This is a genomic window from Neobacillus niacini, from assembly GCF_048572935.1.
GTDB lineage: Bacteria > Bacillota > Bacilli > Bacillales > Cytobacillaceae > Neobacillus > Neobacillus niacini.
The window spans coordinates 2,156,217-2,178,623 of the sequence record NZ_CP183883.1; the positions used below are offsets into that span (position 1 = coordinate 2,156,217).

The following is a 22,407-nucleotide window of genomic DNA, read 5'->3' on the forward strand; positions in this document are numbered from 1 at the left end:
GCTGAGATATCAGTGATTATAATTTCTCCAGTAATCACTTATTTAACACTTACGGCTACATTTTTTTGAAAAAAAAGAGGACTAACCATATGTGGTTGTCCACTTCAAAAAAGGGGGGAATACTAGAAAGCTTATATAATAGTGATTTCCTAATTTTTTATATTCTATACAGTGTTTTAAAAATTTAAATATGTTGGTCTAGTTGGTCTAATAATAGTTCAGAAGCAGGAATATCAAGAACAGTAGACAATTTAAGAAGGGTTTGGGTACTAGGGATTTGTTCGCCAGATTCATATTTTTCAATGGTATGAATTCCTACTCTTATTTTTTGAGCTAAATCCTCTTTCGTCATTTTCAAATGCTCACGGTAATTTTTGATTGTATTGCCAATTGTGTTCAAAATGATCACCTCTCCTATTTAGACATTATCCCATCTTTATTCTATCATAAAATTCTTTTTACTTGAAAAAATCGTTTTCGAACATTATGTTAACTATTCTAATTAAATTTAAGGAAAACCTTTTTTGATTAAATGTTCACAATGTGCTATAATTTTTTATTGCGTATATAGAAGATAAAATAATTATTTCTTAGGAGTGTTTTTATGACAGAAAAGATCGAAACTGGAAGTGTTTTAACAGGTAAAGTAACAGGAATTCAACCTTATGGAGCGTTCATAGCATTAGATGAAAATACACAAGGTCTTGTCCATATCTCCGAAATTACACATGGTTATGTGAAAGATATTAACGACCATCTGAAAGTCGGAGACGAAGTGCAGGTTAAGGTATTATCTATAGATGAAAATGCTGGAAAAATCGGTTTATCGATTCGTGCAACGGAAGAAGCTCCAGTACAACAAACAATTGCTAAACCAAAAAAGCCTCGTAAGCGTCAAGCTGCTGCAATTGTTCCAGAAGTTGAAGGCCAACAAGGTTTTAACACATTAAAAGACAAGCTTCAGGAATGGATTGACCAATCACAGCGTGAAGATTTAATCAAGAAATAATAATCATTAAAAAACCTAGTTCCTTGCTAATTACTGGCAGAACTAGGTTTTTTTATTTTTCATTAAAAAGTTTTTTGGGTAATGGTTCATTCTTTTGGCAGGCTCGGCTACAATAGAAATGTACATAATTCCCTTTTGAACGGAGGATAAAGTATTATGGCAGCAGAAGAGAAAACGAAAGGCTTAATTGAAAAAACCGAGAAATACGGGGCAAATAACTATCACCCACTTCCAATTGTTATTTCACGCGCAGAAGGAGTATGGGTAGAAGACCCTGAAGGTAATAAATATATGGATATGTTAAGTGCTTATTCAGCAGTTAACCAGGGCCATCGGCATCCAAAAATTATTCAAGCATTAAAGGATCAAGCAGATAAAGTAACGTTAACTTCCCGCGCTTTTCATAATGATCAATTAGGTCCGTGGTATGAAAAGATTTGCAAATTAACAAAAAAAGAAATGGCGCTTCCTATGAATACAGGTGCTGAAGCAGTAGAAACAGCGGTTAAAGCAGCACGACGCTGGGCTTATGATATAAAAGGAGTTGCTGAGAACCAAGCAGAGATAATTGCTTGCACAGGAAACTTTCATGGGAGAACCATGACTGCTGTTTCCTTATCGTCAGAAGCTGAATATAAACGTGGATTTGGACCAATGCTTCCAGGAATAAAATTAATACCATATGGAGATTTAGAAGCTTTAAAAGAAGCAATTTCTGTGAATACCGCAGCTTTCTTAATTGAGCCTATTCAAGGTGAGGCTGGTATAGTTATTCCTCCTGAAGGCTTTATGAAAGAAGCCTTTGAATTATGTAAGCAAAACAATGTGCTTTTTATCGCGGATGAAATCCAAGCTGGCTTGGCTCGCACAGGAAAAATGTTTGCTTGTGAGTGGGAAGGAATTGACCCTGATATTTATATTCTAGGTAAGGCGCTTGGCGGGGGAGTATTCCCAATTTCTTGTGTCGTCGCAAACAAAGATGTTTTACGTGTATTTAATCCAGGATCTCACGGTTCTACATTCGGAGGAAACCCACTAGCCTGCGCAGTATCAATCGCTGCTCTAGATGTACTGATTGATGAGAAACTCTCAGAAAAATCTTTAGAGTTAGGCGGATATTTTGTAAGTAAATTAAAAGAAATCCAGAATCCAAGGATTAAAGAAGTAAGAGGCCGTGGATTGTTTATCGGTGTAGAATTAAATGAGCCAGCGCGAAAATATTGTGAAGAATTAAAAGAACAAGGACTGTTATGTAAGGAAACACATGATACTGTAATTCGTTTCGCCCCTCCTCTAATTATTACGAAGGATGAATTAGATTGGGCGATTGAACGCATTAATAAAGTACTTAGTTAAATGAAAAACTTGAGGTGCCAAAAATGGGGAAGAAGGATATAACGAAACGTGCAGGTGAAAACGATAAAGATAAAGAGACATTAAATCTACTTACATCTACACAGATTGTTATTCATGATGCATTGCAAAGATTAGGACTTCCAGAATCTGCTTTTGAGTTGTTGAGAGAACCGGTCCGGATGCTCCAAGTGCGAATTCCGGTTCGAATGGATGATGGCTCTGTTAAAATTTTTAGCGGTTATCGAGCACAGCATAATGATTCTGTTGGACCGACGATTGGCGGCGTTCGTTTTCATCCTAAGATAACTGACGATGATATAAAGGCATTGTCGATGTGGATGAGCATGAAATGTGGTATTGCTGATTTACCATTTGGAGGTGGAAAGGGAGGTATTATTTGTAATCCCCGTACCCTTTCATTTGGTGAACTAGAGCGCCTAAGCCGCGGTTACGTTCGCTCTATCAGTCAAATTGTTGGCCCAACCAAAGATATCCCAGCACCCGATATGTATACAAACTCTCAGATCATGGCTTGGATGATGGATGAATACAGTAGTTTGAGGAAGTTCGACTCTCCTGGTTTTATAACGGGGAAGCCACTAGTCCTTGGAGGGTCAGAAGTTAGGGAAGCAGCAGGTGCACTGGGTGCAGCCATTTGTATCGGAGAAGCTGCAAAAATACGTGGACTTCCCATTAAGGGGGCACGTATCATTGTCCAAGGTTTCGGTAATGCGGGCAGTTACATCGCAAAATTCATGAGTAACTCGGGAGCGATTATCGTTGGGATTTCTGATGTATATGGCGCCCTTTATGATCCGGATGGTTTAAATATTGACTATTTACTTAGTCGCCGCGACAGCTTTGGTACTGTCACTTCTCTATTTGATGGAACCATTACCAACGAAGAATTGCTCGAACAGGACTGTGATATTCTGGTTCCTGCGGCGGTTTCAAATCAAATTACAGCTAAGAATGCTCCAAATATTAGAGCAAAGATTATCGTCGAGGCTGCCAATGGTCCTACGACCATTGAGGCGACAAGAATTCTCTCTGAACGGGGAATACTACTGGTTCCCGATGTTCTAGCTGGAGCTGGTGGAGTTACTGTCTCTTATTTCGAATGGGTTCAAAACAAGCAGGGTTATTATTGGGATGTAGAGGAAGTCGAAACTAAATTACGTGAAAAAATGATCAGTGCGTTTCATCAAATATATGAAATCTCAAAGCTCAATCAGGTAAATTTGAGGACTGCTTCGTATATGGTCGGTGTAAGAAAAATGGTAGAAGCGGCAGAGTTTAGGGGATGGATATGAAAAAATCCTTGCAAAAGCAATGCAAGGATTTTTTTTCTTATCGAGTTGTATCTGTTTGTGGTTCTCTCACATGCTGCTCATTTGGCTTGAACAGTAGTCCTAGGTTAATAAGTCCAGCTATTCCTACTAAGCCATATATTATTCTGGATAGTGCTGAATTATCCCCAAAAATAGCTTCAACTAAATTAAATCCAAAAAAACCAATTAATCCCCAATTAATAGCACCGATAATGGTAAGGATTAGGGCAATTCTTTGAATGGTACTCAAGGTAGATTCCTCCTATCAATATACTTTCACTATTAGCTTGCTGAATTGGAGAAAAAATATACATCAGTATAACCTTTGCAAAAAAATTTTTTTTCGATAATAATGGATGTGGAAAGGATGTGCATATCATGCAAAATTTCACTTTTTGGAATCCAACCAAATTAATTTTTGGTAAAGGGCAACTTGAACAGCTAAAATCTGAAATTCCTCATTATGGAAAGAAAGTACTTGTAGTTTATGGCGGAGGAAGCATTAAACGCAGCGGTCTTTATGACAATGTCATTAACTTATTGAAAGAAATCGACGCTCAAGTGTTTGAATTACCTGGGGTTGAACCGAATCCTCGGATTACTACAGCTCGTAAAGGGGTAGAAATCTGTAAAAATGAAGGAATAGACATACTTTTAGCTGTTGGCGGCGGAAGTGTTATTGATTGTACGAAGTTAATTGCAGCAGGTGCAAAGTATGATGGCGACCCGTGGGACTTGGTTACTAGAAAAGCAGCCGTAAACGAGGCATTACCATTTGGAACTGTCCTTACGCTAGCCGCTACTGGTTCAGAAATGAATTCGGGGTCTGTCATTACCAATTGGGAGACAAATGAAAAATATGGCTGGGGAAGTCCATTTACTTTTCCTAAATTCTCAATTTTGGATCCTGTACATACTTTCTCTGTTCCAAGAGACCAAACCATTTATGGGATTGTCGATATGATGTCACATGTATTAGAGCATTATTTTCACTTGGAAGAAAATACTTTATTCCAGGATCGTATGTGTGAATCATTACTTATTACTGTAATGGAAACAGCACCTAAACTGTTAGAGAATTTAGAAAGCTACGAACATCGTGCAACGATCCTTTATAGTGGGACAATGGCATTAAACGGTATTTTAAATATGGGCTACCGTGGTGATTGGGCTACCCATAATCTTGAACATGCTGTATCAGCAGTGTATGATATCCCACATGGCGGGGGTCTGGCGATTTTATTCCCTCACTGGATGAAACATAATCTAAGAGTAAAACCAGAACGTTTTAAGCAGCTGGCTGTAAGAGTCTTTGGAGTCGACCCAGAAGGTAAAACTGCAGAAGAGGCAGGACTTGAGGGTATACTGAAATTACGTGAATACTGGAACAGTATTGGAGCACCTGCCCGCTTAGCAGACTATAATATCGATGACAGCCAGCTAGAATTAATGGCAGACAGAGCTATGGTCTACGGGGAATTCGGAAACTTTACAAAACTAAAAAGAGAAGACGTATTAGCCATCTATCGTGAATCACTTTAATTAAAAGAAACGAGCATAAAATTTATGCTTGTTTCTTTTTTTTCGACAAAAAGTGAGAGATGTAAAAAAAATGGCGAAAATGGGTACGCTTACAAGGAGATACCCTTCTTGATAATCTGTCCAGCATTCGTTAAAGTGAGAATTGAAAATAAATTTATTGGAGGATTACATACATGACACACATACGTTTTGATTATTCAAAAGCGTTAACCTTCTTTGCAGAGCATGAAATTACATACTTACGTGATGCAGTAAAGGTAGCACATCATTCCCTTCACGAGCAGACTGGTGCAGGTAGTGACTTTTTAGGCTGGATTGACCTTCCTACAAACTATGATAAAGAAGAGTTCTCACGGATTAAGAAAGCAGCAGAAAAAATAAAGTCAGATTCTGACGTACTTTTAGTAATCGGAATTGGCGGTTCTTATTTAGGAGCACGAGCTGCAATTGAAATGTTACAGCATAGCTTCTACAATGCTTTGCCAAAAGATAAGCGTAAAACACCGCAAATTATTTTTGTCGGTAACAATATCAGTTCTACTTATATGAGAGATGTTATGGATTTGCTTGATGGAAAAGACTTTTCCGTAAACGTAATTTCAAAATCCGGAACAACAACAGAACCAGCGATTGCCTTTAGAATCTTCCGTAAGCTTCTTGAAGAAAAGTATGGTGTGGAAGAAGCACGTAAAAGAATTTATGCAACAACTGACAAAGCTAGAGGTGCCTTGAAAACTTTAGCCACTGAAGAAGGATATGAGTCATTTGTGATTGCAGATGACATTGGCGGACGTTACTCAGTATTAACTGCAGTTGGATTACTGCCAATTGCTGTTAGCGGTGCAGACATTGATAAGATGATGGAAGGTGCAGCTAAAGCACAAGAAGACTACAGCCATTCAGAGCTAGAAGAAAATCCTGCATACCAATATGCTGCAGTTAGAAATGCGCTTTATAATAAAGGCAAAACGATTGAAATGCTTATCAATTATGAGCCAGGACTTCAGTATTTTTCTGAATGGTGGAAGCAGCTATTTGGAGAAAGTGAAGGAAAAGATCAAAAAGGGATTTACCCTTCTTCTGCGAATTTCTCAACGGATCTTCATTCACTTGGACAGTATGTCCAAGAAGGACGCCGCGATCTATTTGAGACCGTTATTAAGGTAGAAAATCCACGCCATGAATTGATCATTGAAGAAGCTGAAAGTGATTTAGACGGTTTAAATTATCTTGCAGGACAATCTGTTGACTTTGTAAACAATAAAGCATTCCAAGGAACCATGCTTGCCCATACAGATGGAGGCGTACCAAACTTAATCGTATCCATTCCAGCAATGGACGAATACACATTTGGATACCTAGTCTACTTCTTCGAAAAAGCATGTGCCATGAGCGGATACCTCCTCGGTGTAAACCCATTCGATCAGCCAGGAGTCGAAGCTTATAAAGTAAACATGTTTGCATTATTAGGCAAACCAGGATTTGAAGAAAAGAAAGCAGAACTAGAAGAAAGATTGTAATAAAAAAGTAGAGTACTGAAAAAATCAGTACTCTATTTTTGTTTTTTTGGGAAAACTAAATATTAATGATGAAAAGGGGGCTGTATGATGATTGAAATACCATCAAGTGTAGAAGGTAAACAGTTTGATTTGTATAAGCTCGAAAAAATGCTAAAACCAATCGGTTATTCAATCGGAGGTAACTGGGATTATGATCACGGTGCCTTTGATTACAAAATAAATGATGAAGTGGGCTATCAGTTTCTAAGGCTGCCGTTTTCAGCCATAGATGGTCAGTTAGACGCACACAACTGTACAGTGGAGCTTGGAAGGCCATTCTTATTGTCTCATAAGTATCAAATCGGTCTTGATGACAATGTCAGCGCAGGCACCTTAAATCAGTTCTCTGAACCGGTTGATAAGGACGCAAGTTTTCCTCAACAGTATGTTGAAACAGGAAAAGTCCTTGTCAAAGAGTTAGAATCAATGCTGAATTCTGGCCAATTCTCATAACAACCTGAATATTGTACTAGTATAATGTTCACGAAAGTTACAATTATTTCTAAGGTAGACTACTTGTTTTAAAGTGAAAAATTTCTTAAATTAAGGTTAATAATATAAATAGGTTATAAACATGAAAAGAGGTTGAGCCGTGGAGACGAGCATGAACTATTTGTTATCTGATATTGAAAAAACAAGGACTGAAATGATCGATTTGGCACAACAATATGGATATTCAAACCCAAATGTTGTTCAATGCAGCCAAAAGCTCGACCTTCTTTTAAATGTTTACGAAAATAAAAGATAAAACACTAAATTCAAAATAAAGACACCTTCTATTCAATTGGAAGGTGTTTTTTTAGATTATCATGTAATTAATCTCTGATTAATGTTTGAATTAGGAAAACAATTGATTTAAGGAATAATTTCCATCCCAGATGCAAACTTTATTAAACAAGAGAAAGAAGGCTTACGAGGTGTAATGAGTGTTCACTGATAAGAAAAAAGAGAAAAGATGGATCATTTTTGCTGTGCTAATTCTAATAATATATCTCTCCCCACTCTTTATTCTCCAAGAAAATGCTCATATACGTGTTCATGATAACTTGGATTCGAATTTAGCATGGTACAAAGTCCTAGCCAAGAGTGGTCAAATGTTTGGGGATGTCAATGCGGTAATTCCTCAAATTATTAATGGGGTGCCAAGAAATGCATTTGGAACGGAATACAGTATCATCGTATGGCTATATGCGTTGTTTCCAACCATGATTGCTTATGGTCTCAGTCAAGCTTTAACCAGGGTAGTTGCATTTATTGGAATGTATTTACTATTAAAAAAGCATTTTCTTCCTGGCGAAAAATGGGTCTTCCTTCAAGTGGGAGTATCGCTGGCATTTGCCTTAACTCCCTTTTGGCCATCAGGAATGCTTAGTACATTGGGAATGCCGCTCGCATTGTGGGCATTCCTAAATATCCGAAATGGACAAGGAAGCAAGAAAGATTACCTCGTTTTAACATTAATCCCTTTTTACGCTAGCATTGTCTTAGGGTTTTTCTTTTTCTTAAGTGCAATGGGAATCTTATGGCTTACAGATATTCTTAGAGGAAAAGGGTGGAATCTTCGTTTCCTACTATCTATTGCTTATATGACCTGTATTTTTATGCTTGTTGAATATCGATTAGTCTATTCCTTTTTATTTTCGACGGAGCCAAACAGCAGGGATGAATATTTTCATGCATACTTACCTTTATGGAGAGTAGTTAGGCTGACTGTTAAAAATTATGTTTTAGGACATACACATGTAATGACTGTACATGGTCTTTTTATTCTACCTGCAATGTTTATAGCATTTTATTTTGTCTTTTCGCAAAAACGTTGGAATCAGGAAAAGTTATATGTCTTTTTATTTGGACTAAATTTTTTGTTATCACTATGGTATGCATTTTGGTTTTATAAAGGCTGGTTACCATTAACAAAGAAGTTTCATTTTATGGATACCTTCAATTTTGCACGTTATCATTTTTTAAGACCGATGGTCATTTATGCAGGGTTTGCCCTATCATTAAAAATTATTTCATTGCAAGGGCGCAGCTGGGCGAATACTGCCAAATGGTTTGCTATCTTACAAATTTTCTTGCTTTGTTTATTTAATGATGAGATTATCTATCACAAAAAACCAACAGTAGGAGAGTTTTATGCAGAGGAATTATTTGAAGAGATAAAGGAACATATAGGTCAAGAACAAAGAAATTACCGGGTGGCTAGTATTGGAATTCATCCTGCCGTATCCCAGTATAATGGCTTTTATACATTGGACACCTATAATAACTTTTACCCATTATCTTATAAACATCAGTTTAGGAAAATAATTGATGCAGAGCTCGCGAAAAATAAAACCATTCGCAAATATTTTGATCAATGGGGCGGACGCTGTTACATTTTTACTTCACAGCTTGGGAAGAAATATATGATTAAAAAGGACTCCAAACGGAAATTAAAACACTTGCAATTAAATACTAAAGTCTTTAAAGAAATGGGTGGAGAATACATACTATCTGCTCTGCCAATCGCTAATTCTGAGCAAAATCAACTAAAACTGGATAAGGTCTTTGAATCAAAAAACGCTGCATGGAAGATCTATTTATACAAGACTTTATAAACATCGGGGGTAATAACGGATGATTGAACCTGTCCTGACGATTGTTGTGCCTTGTTATAATGAAGAAGAGGTATTAACTGAAACGATGAATCAGCTTGACCTGCTTGTAAAACAGTTAATAAGTGAACAGCTCGTTTCTAACCGAACAAAAATCCTGTTTGTTGATGATGGGAGTAAAGACAGAACATGGGAAATGATTTATAAAGAAGGATTAAGAAATGAGCATATCCGAGGTTTAAAATTATCAAGGAATGTGGGGCACCAAAACGCGTTATTAGCAGGTTTGTTCGCTGCAAAGGAGATTTCAGATTGTGTTGTCTCAATTGATGCCGACTTACAGGATGACATTCAGGTAATTCGTGAATTTATCCATAAATTTAATGAAGGAAATGAAATCGTATATGGCGTCAGGAAGCGCAGAGATACGGATACCTTTTTTAAGCGTAGCACGGCACAAGGTTTTTATAAAATTATGAGAAAAATGGGTGTAGACCTTGTTTATAACCATGCGGATTTTCGTTTACTAAGTAAACGGGCAGTCACGGAATTAGAGGGATTTAAGGAGGTAAATCTTTTTTTACGCGGAATTGTTCCACTCCTTGGATTTCGCTCAGATATCGTGTATTATGACCGCAAAGAAAGACAAGCAGGTGAAACGAAGTATCCATTGAAAAAAATGCTAGCATTTGCTTTTGATGGAATAACATCCTTTTCTGTTTCACCGATTCGGTTAGTATTGTTTATTGGGTTTGTTTCATTTTTTCTAAGCCTGTTATTTGGCTTATACTTCTTACTATTAAAAGCAATAGGGGAGACTCAGACAGGATGGACGTCACTCATTACCTCTATCTGGTTAATTGGCGGCTTACAGCTTATTGCCATAGGGTTAATTGGAGAGTATGTAGGGAAAATTTATAAAGAATCAAAGCACCGTCCCAAGTTTATAATTGATATCGATACTTTCTCAATGCCTGCTGCACGCCATCATTTAATCAGAGAAAGTGATGATCAAGAGTTTTATAAAATTGAACATCGAAAATTATCTGAGTCAAACTAATTCTTATACGTAAAATCTCTTAAAGAGTCTTCTGAACTAAAGAAGGCTCTTCTTTTTTAAATAAAAGTGGTACAAACCCTCATTCCTGAATAGAAATTGAAAGACAGGCTTCTATTATTGATTCAGGGAGAGATTAGAATGAATGTATTTTTAAGTTATATATTACTAGGATTGTCGCTAGCTGCTCCGATTGGTCCAATCAATGCAGCTCAAATTGATAAGGGAATAAGGCATGGCTTTATGCATTCATGGCTTATTGGGGTAGGAGCGGTCGCGGCTGATGGTGTTTATATGATGGTCGTTTATTTTGGAGTTGTTCACTTTCTTGAAACTCCTTTTATGAAAACCTTTTTGTGGTTATTTGGCTGCTTTGTCTTAATTTATACGGGAATTGAAACCTTGCTTTCAGCAAATAAGTTGAAGATAGGAGAAAACAGGAAGGATGAGCCATTAGCAAAATCCTTCATATCTGGTTTCTTTATGTCTATATCCAATCCATTGACGATTTTATTCTGGCTCGGTATTTACGGCTCTGTTCTTGCTAAGACAGCGGCAACTTATGAAACGAGTCAGTTAATCCTTTATAGCAGTGCCATCTTTATTGGATTACTACTATGGGATATCACAATGGCAGGAATTGCAAGTAACTTCCGAAAATATTTAACCTCCCAGCTGCTTGTAGTGATATCACTTTTATCAGGAGTATCATTGATTGGATTTGGTATTTACTTTGGTTTTCAAGCATTTAATATATTATTTGGATAACAAAAAAAGCCAGCATGTCAGACGCTGGCAATCCTGACTTTAGGCGGTAGGCCAAGGACTAAATACCTTACCTTTTTTCTTTTTCTTTTTCCATTTAAGATTCATAATCAAGGTTATGCATCCAATAATACCAACGAATGCTAGGCTGATGAAGAAGCCTGGTCTGCTTGTACTATGAAATAAGGTACCACTAACAGCGATTAATATGAATAGAATACCTAATGAGTATTTGATTTTATCCTTGGCGGTGACCTCTAATAATTTCCATGATGAAGCTAAAATAAATATCCAATTATAAAGAAGCATAAGCCCTGCAGCTGTAGTAATGTACTCATACACATTGCCAGGCATTAATAATGCACAGACAATCGATCCTGATATTCCTAGTACTGTAATGAGTAAAGTGGGGATTGGTACCTTTAGTTTTCCTTGTTTGCAAAATAATCCAGGTGCATCTCCTTCTTCGGAGAGTGTAACAAGTATGCTGGTTACGGCGAAAAGGGAGGCAACCATAGTTGAAAACCCGGCAATAATTAATGCTCCATTAAAAAGATGTGGAATGAAAGTTAAATTGTAATTAGCTAATGCGTTAACAAAAGGACTTTTCTCGCCATTAAATTGATTCCAAGGTACCATTAAGACAGCGAGACCAATAGAGAGCATGTAGATAATCATAAGGGTGAATAACATTACTTTGCCAGCCTTGGGAGCTTCCTTTGGTTCCTTTAACTGAGTAGCCATTAATCCTAATATTTCAATACCTCCAAATGCATAAAAGGCAAAGATAACACCAGACCATAACCCTAAAACACCATGCGGAATGATGTCCTTTTGACTATCAGGATATTGTATCGGTCTGTCTCCATCAATGACTCCGAATATAGCCAGTAAAGCAATAATGACGAACATCATTATCGCTGCTATCTTTAAAATGGCCAATACATTCTCTAGTTTGTTTAAAATACTTACACCGATTAGGACAACAACTAGTCCTAACAGAGCATATATACCAGCAAATACCCATAGCGGAATTTTTGGGAACCAGAAACGTGAAAAAATAGAAAGTGCAGTCATTTGACTCCCCATAATTAATACCTCTGACATCCAATAGACCCACCCGCTGCTAAAACCAGCCCATCTGCCGAAGGCTTTTTTCGCGTAGGAGCGAAAACCTCCTTTTAATGGTTCTTGTGCTGTCATTTTTGCTAGAGCATCAAAGACAAAATAGGTTCCAGCAGCGGCAAGAATGAAGGCAATTAAAATGGCTGGGCCTGTCATTTTTATCGCAATACTTGACCCTAGAAAGAAGCCTGTACCGATTGTACAACCTACTCCAAATAACGTAAGCTGCCACCACTTCATATTGCCTTTTTCTTTTGCCCCGCTACTCGATTTTCCCATTATTGCTTCTCCCAGTTGTTCCTGGCGACTTATCCGTTATTTCTTGATTATTATAGTCAGGATCATTCTGTCCACGTTGCCGATTGGCACCGCCTAAGTATATGCTTTGGTGTTCCTGCTGTTCTTTTCTGAATTTATTAAAATTTTCATTTACCATGTAGGTCCCCTCATTTCCTTTCTAATATCTTTCTATATGTTAAGATACACCCTCACTAAAAACTTATTCAGTAAGTTCGTTAGAGTAATTTAGGATTTTGTTGGAATCAATAAATTCATTACATAATCGCCGCCTAAATCAATGAAAATAAAAAGGTACAAGACAAAGTTGAAATATATAAAATAGGCGATAAAGAAGGCAATAAACCTTGAAAGGGGTTACCTATATGTTAACGACAGAACAGCTTGCCGGGTTTCGTTTGCAATTATTAAAGGAAAAAGAGGAAATTGAAGAGCGTCTCGAACAAAATGATCACTACGGTTTTGAACGAGGGCATTATCATGAATCGATGGGGGAGTTATCAAGTTATGATAATCACCCTGCCGATGAAGGAACAGATTTATACGAGCGCGAAAAGGATATTGCATTAAATCAACATACTGATTTGCAGCTATTAAATATTAACAGAGCACTGGAAGCAATGGAAAATGGAACATATGGAACATGCGAGGTATGTGGTAAAGAAATTCCATTTGAACGATTAGAGGCCTTACCTAATACCATCTATTGTAAAGAACACAGTCCAGACCAAGTTGTTTCCCATGATCGTCCCATTGAAGAAGGCGTGTTAATGCCGCCATTCGGAAAGTTTGACATGGATTCTAAAGATGAGAATGTTGCCTTTGATGCGGAGGACTCCTGGCAGATTGTATCCCAATGGGGAACATCTGATACACCATCGGATCTAGCGTTTCCTCAGGAACATTATAACGATGTTAATAATGAACCCGATGAAAATGAGGGATATGTTGAGGACTTTGAAAACTTTGTTGGAAATGATATATATGGAAACAATATTACTGTTTACCCTAACTCACAACACGAACGCTATGAACAGTCTCTTGACGAGGAAGGAATCATGACAAGCTTTGGAGATTTGCCAGCCTATGAACATGATCCTTATGTAGATGACGATAAATAAAAAAGAAAAAACAGCTTTCGTTTTGAAAGCTGTTTTCCTGATTTTTATTTGTCTAGCTTCAGCGCCTAGGGGCTCGGGGTCATAAGCTTGTCTAGTTTCGGCTCCTTGGGACTCGAGTCATAAGCCATCCCCTGCAAGAAGGCAAAGAGCGCCTTCTTGCAGGGTTCGTCTTATGCCTTCGTCCCAGGGCAGTCGCCTCCACATTTCTGACAATCCGACAAGAAGGTAAAAACCAACCTTCTTGTCGGCTCGTCTTATGCCTGTCGCCCCTGGGCAAGGCGCTTACGCATTTCATTTGTTTCGGTAGGGTTTTTGTGCAATCGGGAGATCTTTCGCGTTTAAATCATCATCAGTAGATGGATCTATTTCACCCTGCATATAGCTGTCGCTTGCCTGTTCGTGGGTGGTCGAAAGACCAGTTGCTAGAACATCGTTCTTTTGATAATCGCTTGTCTCGTAGATACGTCCGGCAAGCTCAGTACTGTTTGTGGTAGGATTTTTTTTATCCATGCTGCACACTCCTTTTAAAAAAATAAGGTACACCCGTATTTTCTACTTATTTTTCGACGATTACTCATAAAAATATTAGGAGATGATTTAAATGAACAAAGATAAATATCCATCAAGGGAAGAACTAGACGAGGCATTTCATTTTCTTCATGACGCCATTAACCGGATTACAGTCGAAGAGGAAGAGGAAGAAATGAAAATGGAGGCAAATGGAAAGAATCAGATGGAGAAATAGAATTTTTATGAGGTGGATTTAAAAGATGAGGGAATCCTTGGCTAAGAAGATTGCTTGGATTAGTGTGATCAGTAATGTCATTTTAACAGTAGGGAAGATTATTATCGGCTGGTATGGAAATAGTGACGCTGTATTTGCCGATGGTATTCATTCCGCGGCGGATGTTTTTGCGTCAGTAATCGTCTTATTGGTAATTAAAATCGCCAATAAACCTGCTGATAAGGAGCACCCTTATGGTCATGGGAAGGCAGAGGTAATTGTTTCTGGGATTGTAGGGATTTTACTTTTTCTCGTATCCATTTATGTGGTATATGAAGGAATCTCTGGTTTCTTTCATGAAGTGGAAACACCAAGCTTCTTAGCTATGTGGGTAGCAATCATTTCATACATCACAAAAATTATATTATACCGTTCATCATTAAAGGTGGCGAAAGAGCATAATAGTAAGGCAATCGAAGCAATTGCCTTTGACCACAAAGCAGACATTGTTGCCTCTATAGCCGCAGCTATAGGAGTTCTCCTTTCAATCATTGGAGAACACTTTAATATCTTACTCCTGCATTATGGTGATAAAGCGGCAAGCATATTTGTTGCCTACTTAATCTTTAAAATCTCTAAAGAGATGCTAATGGAAGCTTTTGATATTTTGCTCGAAAGGAACATTGACGCCGAAACGCTGCAGGAATACATTAATGTAGTGAATGAATTCCAAGAGGTTAAGAGGATTGACCGAATTAGAGCGAGGGAACATGGCCATTATATTTTAGTGGATCTTAGAATATCGATTGATCACTTTAAAACCATTAAGGAAGGTCATGACCTTGCTAAGTCAATCAAAGGGAGATTGATGGAGAGGTATGATAACATTGACGAGGTATTAATTCACTTAAATCCCTATTTTCCGGAATAAAATCTTGTTTGTGCTTTTTTGATTTTGGGTTTATGATAATGAAGTACTTAAATGTTAAGGAGTTGATATTTTTGAGTTATGCAATAGACCCGGACCCTAGTAGTATGGGGGAAGTCAGCGTTATCTTTGAATTGGATTCTTCAGGAATATCAGCTCTTAAGAAGGTAGTATGGCTTCCTCGAACAAAGTAAGTGAGGAGGTTTTATCATGTTGGAGATTTATAAAAGCACCGAAACAAAAGTACTTGAACAGGTAGAGAAAATTTCAAAGGGCTGCTGGGTTAATATGTATGCCCCAACAGAAGAAGAAATTAACAGGGTTGCAGATGAAGCGAACATTTACGTTGACTTTATAAGAGACGCCCTTGATGATGAAGAACGCCCGAGAATTGAGCGTGAAGATGGGCAAGTTTATATCATTGTCGATTACCCCTATATTACGCACGATGATGCAGGATTTCCTATCTACGAGACTATCCCTGTGGGGATTGTTTTAACAGATGAATGTATACTGACTGTATCGTTAAAGGATACACCTATCTTAGAAGTTTTTAAGAATAATAAAATAAAAGAGTTCTATACCTTTAAAAAGAACCGATTTGCTCTTCAGATTCTTGCTATCATTACATCCTATTATCTTCGCTATTTAAAACAAATTAATAAGCGAACGAATGAAATCGAGCGTGAACTTCATCAATCGATGAAAAACAAGGAATTATATGCCTTTCTTGCATTAGAAAAAAGTCTTGTCTACTTCACTACTTCTCTTAAATCAAATAAAGTGGTTTTAGATAAGATTCTTCGATTTAGTTATATCAAAATGTATGAGGAAGACAAGGACTTACTTGAAGATGTGATGATTGAAAAAATTCAGGCGATTGAGATGGCCGAAACATACAGTTCAATCCTTAGCGGGATGATGGACGCATTTGCTTCGATTATTTCTAATAACGTAAATATTGTTATGAAATTTTTAACATCATTCACGATTATTCTTTCGTTTCCAACAATCGTTTTCAGTTTTTACGGCATGAATGTTGATTTACCGTTACAAAATAGTCCACATGCCTTTTGGATATCGATAACGGTAGCTTGTGTATTATCTACCTTAACCGCATTAATCTTTTGGAAAAAGAAATATTTTTAAGTATATTAATAAACCGTCCTTCAAGAGAGGACGGTTTTTTTATCGTTTCAAAAAATTTCCCAACTTTTCTGGGTCGTTTTTCATTTCTTTATTCTGAAAATTCAAAATAGAATAAAGGGACAGGTCCCTGCCTGGAGTTAAATGATGGAGGAGAATGTAGATGAAAAAAAGAAAAGTAGTAGGAGCGTCAGTACTTAGCTTTGTAATGGGGGTATCGATGTTTGCAACAGGTGCCTTCGGTCAAGCGCCAACCAGCCTGGAAGAGCCTGTTCGTGTCATCATTCAAGGACCATCAGCTGATAAAGCACAAGCGATGAAGAATGTTGGGGTACGCTGGGATTTTGGGTCAGAGGGATTTACCACAACGGTTAACAGCAAGCAATACCAGGCATTATTGAAAAATAAAAATTTAACCATTGAAAAAGTAGAGGAAGTTCAGCTCGCACCAAAAGTAGAAGCGGCTGCAAAACCAGGCGGATCCACTAATTCTGGGCCAAGTGATCGAACTCCATGGGGAATCCAAGCGATATATAATGATTCTGCTATTGTGGCGACCTCTGGAGGGAATGGAATAAAGGTAGCAGTCCTTGATACAGGTGTCCTTTCCAGCCACGCCGATTTAACAAATCAAATCCAGCAATGTAAGGATTTTACACAAACTAAATCACCACTGATTGATGGCAGCTGCTCGGATGGTAATGGTCATGGAACACATGTTGCCGGTACTGTACTTGCAGATGGCGGCAGTACTGGACAAGGGATATATGGTGTTGCACCAGAGGCCGATCTTTGGGCATATAAAGTATTAAATAACCGAGGCTCTGGCTATTCGGACGATATTGCTTCTGCTATTCGTATGGCGGCAGATGAGGCAACTAGAACCGGTTCAAAGGTAATTATCTCGATGTCTTTAGGTTCAAGTGCAAAAGACTCGTTAATTTCTAGTGCTGTTGATTACGCCTATGGTAAAGGGGTATTAGTGATTGCAGCAGCTGGAAATGATGGCCCAACAAGTAATACAATTGGGTATCCGGGAGCTTTAGTCAATGCTGTAGCAGTAGCTGCTTTGGAAAATGTTCAGCAGAACGGTACATATCGTATCGCTGATTTCTCTTCACGAGGGAATCCAAATACAGATGGTGACTATGTCATTCAAGAACGTGATGTAGAGGTTTCTGCTCCTGGCAGGGCCATTGAATCTACATGGAATGATGGTTCATACAATACGATTAGTGGAACGTCAATGGCAACCCCGCATGTGTCAGGTTTAGCAGCAAAAATTTGGGCTGAAAATCCTTCAATGACGCATACACAACTACGTGCAGAGCTTCAAAATCGTGCAAAATCTAATGATATCTTGGGTGGTACAGGAGCGGCTGCAGGTGATGACTATGCTTCTGGATTTGGTTTCCCTAGAGTGAAATAATAGAAAAAAGCCATCTGTTTAGTGCAAACAGATGGCTTTTTCATCTATTTAATAATATTTTAAATTGTCTGAACAAATAGATGGAAGAGGCGGCAGAGTTGTTATAAAATGATAAGAAAAAGGAAGAGCTCCTTAAGGTGGTGATGTTATGGAATTTGGACCATTAATAAAATTCTACAGGACCCAAAAAGGGATTACCCAAAAAGAACTTGCTGCTGGAATTTGCTCTATCCCTCATTTAAGTAAGATCGAGAATAATTCAAAGGATGCGAATGGAGAGACTATTTCCCTCCTATTAGAAAGACTTAATGTAAGCTTTGATGAAATGGAAGAAAAAGAAGAGTTAATAAAAAATCTCTTAAAAGATTTTGGTGAAAAGATTAACTTTTACTTACGTGAGGAAATCGAAATAATATTTACTAGGTTAAAAGAAATTGAGCATGTTATCCCATTTTCTGACTATATTTATTCATATGAATTATATAAATATCGATATCTATTATTCAAGGGTTTACTTGCAGAAGCAGACACCCAACGGGATATTTTATATAAGCAAAAGAAAAATTTTTCCCAACATGAGATGTATTTATTTCGTTATTATAATGCTGTATCCTTAATATTAAAGGGTAATCATAAAAAGGCTGACGAGATCTTTGATGAATTATTTGCAGAAAATAATAATGAAACAACGAATGGAGAATTCTTATACCACTGGGCTTTAGTAAAGAGTGCACTTGACCAGCCAGGGCATGCGATACACTTCGGCAGATTAGCACTGCAAATCTTTATGAACCAGCATAACTTTTATCGAATTCTTCATACTTTAATGCTTCTTGGTATTAACTATACGAATTCAAACATTTACGAGGAAGCACAGGTTTGTTTTAACCATTTAATTCGAAATGCAGAATTGTTAAAGGAAGAAAGAATGCTTCCACAAATCTATCATAATATGGGTTACTTGCAAGATAAAATGAATAATCCAAAAAAAGCATTACTCTATTATGAAAAAAGCTTATCGTTACAACCAGTAAAAAACCAACACTATATAGTAACTTTGTATGGCATTGGAGAAATTAATTACAATTTAAAATTAATTGAGAATGCTAAGGAATGTTTTCTTCAAGTCAAATCTCTTTCAAAAGATCTTGGTATAAAAAAACAAGGTCTTTTAGCTGAATTTTATTTAATTCATATGGAATCTCCTGAAAAAGCAATGAAATATTTAGAAATGAAGGTAATTCCTTTCTTAGAGGGATCGAAAGAACATAAGGAAGAACGAATCCGATATTATAAGCTGCTTTCTCAGCACTATAATCAACAGGGGAATTATCTAGAGGCAGTAAATTATCTTTCTAAAATTACTTGAGGAGGAAGAAAAATGAAAAAGGCTATTATCTTATTATTTACATTCTCATTACTTGTTTTTGCAACACCTGAAAATGATGTAAACAATCAACCATCTTATGATCTTGCCAAGACTAGTATTCAACCTGCGCAAGCAGATCCTATTTATCCTCCAGTAGGGTAACCGTAAAATTACTTCTCGACAGTTTTCGACTGTCGAGTTTTTATTTTCCCCCATATTGTTAATTAAAACTATAATTAAGGGGCAAAGTAGATTATATGTGTTTAACAAGAAGGAGGAAATAATATGAAATCATTTGTTGTTGGTTTTCATCAAGAAGATAATGTGGATTCGATGCAGATTCAAAAGCTAAGCCAGGAGGATTTTGAAAAAGCAACAGAAGGTGGTACAAGGCATTTATTTGATTTAGATACTAACATTGGCTTTTTTGTCTTTTTTGATGCTGAGGATGCAGATGGAGATGTTTCCTATATGGTTCTTCAATATGAGGATCCGACTGGGGAGGATGGAAGTGAAGATCCGGTGGCCTGCTATTCCTTCCAGTTAAAAGATTTTTATGAATTTACGGCCCTTTACCTAAACGATCTTGAATTTAATGAAGAGATTAGTGAAGATGAAGAAGACTATGGACCGATTCACCATCTAGCCCACCTTCTATTCCATATTGTTGAAGAAGGAAAAGATTTAGAGGTGTAAAGAGGGTGTCCCAATGGGGACACCCTTCTTATAAATCGACTTAAGCTTTTAATACATCATGGTCAACATAGCGCTCGCCATTCAATTCGCTAATAACATTGATTGCGACTCTCGCTCCGTCACCAGCAGTAACAATGGTATGTACGCTTACGCCAGCCACGGTACCAGCTGCCCAAATGCCATCGATATTTGTTTTACCTTGTGCATCTACGTCAAGGATTGTTTTTACGCGAGGCTCCGTACCAGGCTTAGTAGTTAAACCAGCTTTTTCAGCTACGTCTACAAGGAAACCTGTAGCAACAATTACATGCTTTGCTTCATAGTCACCGTTTTCAGTTTCCACCTTAAAGCATTCTCCGACTTTGCTAATATTCGTAACAGTAGACTGGACAATTTCTCCGCCAAATTTAGTTACTTGCTGCTTACCAATTTCAACGAGGTCAGGGCCAGAGATTTCTAACACGCCATAATGGTTCTCCACCCAAGCTCGCTTTGTAACGGTCTTATCATTATCTAGCACCAATGTTTTCTTTCCTGCTTTAGCAGTCAATAAGGCTGCACTCGCTCCTGCTGGTCCTGCACCAATCACAACAACATCCAACATGTAAAAACCTCCAATCGAAAAATGAATATACAAAAAAAGTGTAACCTAATAATGTTGAAAAGTAAAAATCACTGCTCAGAATGTAGAAAAGAACCATCAAGAAATTGATGGTTCAAAACAATTAGTGCTCTTTTACTTTTAAATATTGCTGACGTTTTATTTCTGGTTTTCGAACTTGCATGAAATAGTAAAGAATAGCTCCTATAAGAATATAGAAAGAACATAGGAAGTATAACGAGCTAAAGTCCATCTTTGCAGCAATTAATCCCACCAAGAATGAGCCTAATGCAATACCAATATCATAGATTGATAGAAATGTGGCTGTAGCCAGACCACGTTTTCTAGGTGCTGCATTTTGAATGGCAATCGTTTGAAAGGTTGGGAAAAGGGTACCCCATCCTAACCCAATCATTCCGGCTGAAACTAGGAAAGTAATTGCCCCTCCACTTTGGCTCAAGACAAACATTCCTATTGCAAACAAGATAATAGAAGGGAATACGATCACATTTGGACCATATTGATCCAGCCATTTGCCTGTAAATGGTCGGGACATTAATAATATAACCGCGTACACAACAAAGAAAAGACTTGAAACTTCAGAAACATGGATTTCATTTGCATAAACGGACACGAAAGAAAGAAGGGCAGAATATACAATAGCTAAAAAACTGCCGACAATAGCAATGGATACTGCTGAAGGTTCAATAAAGTTTTTTAAGGAGAAAGCGGGAACAATAACCTTCTTGTTAGTTTGCTCAGGCTTTGATAACTTGACTGTGAGACCAGTGATTAACGCCCCAATGGCTACAATTACCGATAGGATGAACATTACTTTTGCTCCCCACTGTTGAATGGCAGTCAACCCTACAAATGGCCCCAAGACCATCGCCATGTTTGTTGACATAACAAAGTATCCCATTCCTTCTCCTCTCCGTGAGCTAGGGATAAGATCCGCAACAATCGCTCCTACTGCAGTAGTCGCCATTCCAAAACCCACCCCGTGTAATAGACGTATGACAAGGAATCCTGTTACAGTTGTTGGGAAAAAGTATAAAAGGGAAGCAACTGCGAATATAATAAGAGCCGTTAATAACACTTTTCTATTGCTGCCTCTTTCAAGCCATTGGCCAGCAAGTGGTCGTGATAGGATGGCTGAGAGTAAGAAAACGGTTGTCATTAATCCCGCCTGTGAAGCATTACTGTCAAATTCCTGTAAAGCAAAAATAGGTAAAGTGACGAGTAGGATATAAAATGTCAAAAATAAAAAAAAGTTACTCAAGGAAATATTAATAAAATCCTTTGTCCATAATTTAGGTTTGTTCATATTTTGCACTCCTTTACAAAAGCTGTTTTAACCAGATACTTTGTAGATTTGTTAATTCATTTTGTGAAATTTCTGGGAAATTTTTCAATAAATCCAGATTGCATTCTAAGACAGCCTTCTCCCACTTAGGGAATTCTTGCACTGCTTCCTCCGTTAATTGAATGTATTTCTCCCGTTTGTCCTTACCTGGAATTTGACTAACATACCCTTGTTTAACAAGCCGTTGAATCGTACGAGTCATGGGAGGAGCTTCGACGAACAGATACTCAGAGAGTTCTTTTTGAGTTAGTGAACCTTTTGTATGTAGAGCAAAGAGTACAGACCATTGGGCACTATATAATCCAAATGGTTTTAGGGCTTCATTAAGTCTATTGGTCAGTTGTCTGGAAAGTTGATGTAGAGTATGAAATAAAGCGTGGTTGGTCAAA

At 37.6% G+C, this 22,407-nt stretch carries 26 protein-coding genes; 18 read left to right on the top strand and 8 right to left on the bottom strand.

Annotated elements, in window-relative coordinates; all coding sequences use genetic code 11:
• Positions 1-184: 184 nt before the first annotated feature.
• Complete coding sequence (locus ACN6MT_RS10160; RefSeq protein WP_034674131.1) at positions 185-400, bottom strand: helix-turn-helix domain-containing protein; 216 nt, start codon at positions 398-400, stop codon at positions 185-187.
• Between the two features lie 204 nt (positions 401-604).
• On the opposite strand from ACN6MT_RS10160, the gene yugI reads away from it, so the two are divergent.
• The 3 genes from yugI to ACN6MT_RS10175 all read left to right on the top strand — a co-directional run bounded on the left by yugI (position 605) and on the right by ACN6MT_RS10175 (position 3,678).
• The gene (gene yugI / locus ACN6MT_RS10165; protein ID WP_034674133.1) at positions 605-1,009 is read left to right on the top strand and encodes a S1 domain-containing post-transcriptional regulator GSP13; all 405 of its coding nucleotides are present in this window, start codon (positions 605-607) and stop codon (positions 1,007-1,009) included.
• A 156-nt stretch (positions 1,010-1,165) separates the two neighbouring features.
• On the top strand, positions 1,166-2,365 hold the full coding sequence (locus tag ACN6MT_RS10170) for an ornithine--oxo-acid transaminase (RefSeq protein WP_419955775.1): 1,200 nt from the start codon (positions 1,166-1,168) through the stop codon (positions 2,363-2,365).
• 23 nt (positions 2,366-2,388) lie between these two features.
• On the top strand, positions 2,389-3,678 hold the full coding sequence (locus ACN6MT_RS10175) for a Glu/Leu/Phe/Val family dehydrogenase (RefSeq protein WP_419955776.1): 1,290 nt from the start codon (positions 2,389-2,391) through the stop codon (positions 3,676-3,678).
• A gap of 37 nt (positions 3,679-3,715) precedes the next feature.
• On the opposite strand, the gene ACN6MT_RS10180 is transcribed toward ACN6MT_RS10175, so the two are convergent.
• A complete protein-coding gene (locus tag ACN6MT_RS10180; RefSeq protein ID WP_034674139.1) occupies positions 3,716-3,946 on the bottom strand; it encodes a DUF378 domain-containing protein in 231 nt (76 codons plus the stop codon).
• 128 nt (positions 3,947-4,074) lie between these two features.
• Between ACN6MT_RS10180 and ACN6MT_RS10185 the strand changes: the two genes are divergently transcribed.
• From ACN6MT_RS10185 to ACN6MT_RS10215, 7 genes are all read left to right on the top strand, one after another.
• Positions 4,075-5,238, top strand: coding sequence for an iron-containing alcohol dehydrogenase (locus tag ACN6MT_RS10185; protein ID WP_419955777.1), 1,164 nt, complete (start codon positions 4,075-4,077; stop codon positions 5,236-5,238).
• A gap of 173 nt (positions 5,239-5,411) precedes the next feature.
• The gene (locus tag ACN6MT_RS10190; RefSeq protein ID WP_419955778.1) at positions 5,412-6,758 is read left to right on the top strand and encodes a glucose-6-phosphate isomerase; all 1,347 of its coding nucleotides are present in this window, start codon (positions 5,412-5,414) and stop codon (positions 6,756-6,758) included.
• 87 nt (positions 6,759-6,845) lie between these two features.
• Positions 6,846-7,250, top strand: coding sequence for a YugN-like family protein (locus tag ACN6MT_RS10195; protein ID WP_419956418.1), 405 nt, complete (start codon positions 6,846-6,848; stop codon positions 7,248-7,250).
• A 139-nt stretch (positions 7,251-7,389) separates the two neighbouring features.
• Positions 7,390-7,545 carry an aspartyl-phosphate phosphatase Spo0E family protein gene (locus ACN6MT_RS10200; RefSeq protein WP_082799565.1) on the top strand — a complete coding sequence of 52 codons (156 nt, stop codon included), beginning with the start codon at positions 7,390-7,392 and terminating at the stop codon, positions 7,543-7,545.
• A gap of 178 nt (positions 7,546-7,723) precedes the next feature.
• On the top strand, positions 7,724-9,397 hold the full coding sequence (locus ACN6MT_RS10205) for a DUF6044 family protein (RefSeq protein ID WP_419955779.1): 1,674 nt from the start codon (positions 7,724-7,726) through the stop codon (positions 9,395-9,397).
• Positions 9,398-9,416: 19 nt separating this feature from the next.
• A complete protein-coding gene (locus ACN6MT_RS10210; protein WP_034674147.1) occupies positions 9,417-10,454 on the top strand; it encodes a glycosyltransferase family 2 protein in 1,038 nt (345 codons plus the stop codon).
• A gap of 138 nt (positions 10,455-10,592) precedes the next feature.
• Complete coding sequence (locus ACN6MT_RS10215; RefSeq protein ID WP_419955780.1) at positions 10,593-11,219, top strand: LysE family transporter; 627 nt, start codon at positions 10,593-10,595, stop codon at positions 11,217-11,219.
• Between the two features lie 39 nt (positions 11,220-11,258).
• On the opposite strand, the gene ACN6MT_RS10220 is transcribed toward ACN6MT_RS10215, so the two are convergent.
• Together ACN6MT_RS10220 and ACN6MT_RS10225 are read right to left on the bottom strand one after the other, a co-directional pair.
• Positions 11,259-12,620, bottom strand: coding sequence for an amino acid permease (locus tag ACN6MT_RS10220; RefSeq protein ID WP_419955781.1), 1,362 nt, complete (start codon positions 12,618-12,620; stop codon positions 11,259-11,261).
• Positions 12,604-12,777: a hypothetical protein gene (locus tag ACN6MT_RS10225; RefSeq protein ID WP_419955782.1), complete on the bottom strand. Its 174-nt coding sequence runs from the start codon at positions 12,775-12,777 to the stop codon at positions 12,604-12,606. Before ACN6MT_RS10225 ends, ACN6MT_RS10220 begins: the two co-directional genes overlap by 17 nt.
• A 226-nt stretch (positions 12,778-13,003) precedes the next feature.
• Between ACN6MT_RS10225 and ACN6MT_RS10230 the strand changes: the two genes are divergently transcribed.
• Positions 13,004-13,759, top strand: coding sequence for a TraR/DksA C4-type zinc finger protein (locus ACN6MT_RS10230; RefSeq protein WP_419955783.1), 756 nt, complete (start codon positions 13,004-13,006; stop codon positions 13,757-13,759).
• Positions 13,760-14,050: 291 nt separating this feature from the next.
• On the opposite strand, the gene ACN6MT_RS10235 is transcribed toward ACN6MT_RS10230, so the two are convergent.
• Positions 14,051-14,269 (bottom strand): YozQ family protein, encoded by a 219-nt coding sequence (locus ACN6MT_RS10235; RefSeq protein ID WP_419955784.1) that lies wholly within the window; start codon positions 14,267-14,269, stop codon positions 14,051-14,053.
• A gap of 91 nt (positions 14,270-14,360) precedes the next feature.
• Between ACN6MT_RS10235 and ACN6MT_RS10240 the strand changes: the two genes are divergently transcribed.
• From ACN6MT_RS10240 to ACN6MT_RS10270, 7 genes are all read left to right on the top strand, one after another.
• On the top strand, positions 14,361-14,504 hold the full coding sequence (locus ACN6MT_RS10240) for a hypothetical protein (RefSeq protein WP_157411819.1): 144 nt from the start codon (positions 14,361-14,363) through the stop codon (positions 14,502-14,504).
• A 25-nt stretch (positions 14,505-14,529) separates the two neighbouring features.
• A complete protein-coding gene (locus ACN6MT_RS10245) occupies positions 14,530-15,414 on the top strand; it encodes a cation diffusion facilitator family transporter (RefSeq protein WP_419955785.1) in 885 nt (294 codons plus the stop codon).
• 207 nt (positions 15,415-15,621) lie between these two features.
• Positions 15,622-16,560: a magnesium transporter CorA family protein gene (locus ACN6MT_RS10250; RefSeq protein WP_419955786.1), complete on the top strand. Its 939-nt coding sequence runs from the start codon at positions 15,622-15,624 to the stop codon at positions 16,558-16,560.
• A 160-nt stretch (positions 16,561-16,720) separates the two neighbouring features.
• Complete coding sequence (locus tag ACN6MT_RS10255; RefSeq protein ID WP_419955787.1) at positions 16,721-17,986, top strand: S8 family serine peptidase; 1,266 nt, start codon at positions 16,721-16,723, stop codon at positions 17,984-17,986.
• Between the two features lie 148 nt (positions 17,987-18,134).
• On the top strand, positions 18,135-19,355 hold the full coding sequence (locus ACN6MT_RS10260; protein ID WP_419955788.1) for a helix-turn-helix domain-containing protein: 1,221 nt from the start codon (positions 18,135-18,137) through the stop codon (positions 19,353-19,355).
• Between the two features lie 12 nt (positions 19,356-19,367).
• Positions 19,368-19,517, top strand: coding sequence for a hypothetical protein (locus ACN6MT_RS10265; protein WP_419955789.1), 150 nt, complete (start codon positions 19,368-19,370; stop codon positions 19,515-19,517).
• Positions 19,518-19,640: 123 nt separating this feature from the next.
• The gene (locus ACN6MT_RS10270; protein WP_034674166.1) at positions 19,641-20,051 is read left to right on the top strand and encodes a hypothetical protein; all 411 of its coding nucleotides are present in this window, start codon (positions 19,641-19,643) and stop codon (positions 20,049-20,051) included.
• 40 nt (positions 20,052-20,091) lie between these two features.
• Here the strand turns inward: ACN6MT_RS10270 and ACN6MT_RS10275 are convergent, their stop codons facing one another.
• From ACN6MT_RS10275 to ACN6MT_RS10285, 3 genes are all read right to left on the bottom strand, one after another.
• Positions 20,092-20,655: an FAD-dependent oxidoreductase gene (locus ACN6MT_RS10275; RefSeq protein WP_419955790.1), complete on the bottom strand. Its 564-nt coding sequence runs from the start codon at positions 20,653-20,655 to the stop codon at positions 20,092-20,094.
• Between the two features lie 121 nt (positions 20,656-20,776).
• Complete coding sequence (locus tag ACN6MT_RS10280) at positions 20,777-21,979, bottom strand: MFS transporter (RefSeq protein ID WP_034674170.1); 1,203 nt, start codon at positions 21,977-21,979, stop codon at positions 20,777-20,779.
• 13 nt (positions 21,980-21,992) lie between these two features.
• The gene (locus ACN6MT_RS10285; RefSeq protein ID WP_034674172.1) at positions 21,993-22,406 is read right to left on the bottom strand and encodes a MarR family winged helix-turn-helix transcriptional regulator; all 414 of its coding nucleotides are present in this window, start codon (positions 22,404-22,406) and stop codon (positions 21,993-21,995) included.
• Between the last annotated feature and the right edge of the window lies 1 nt (position 22,407).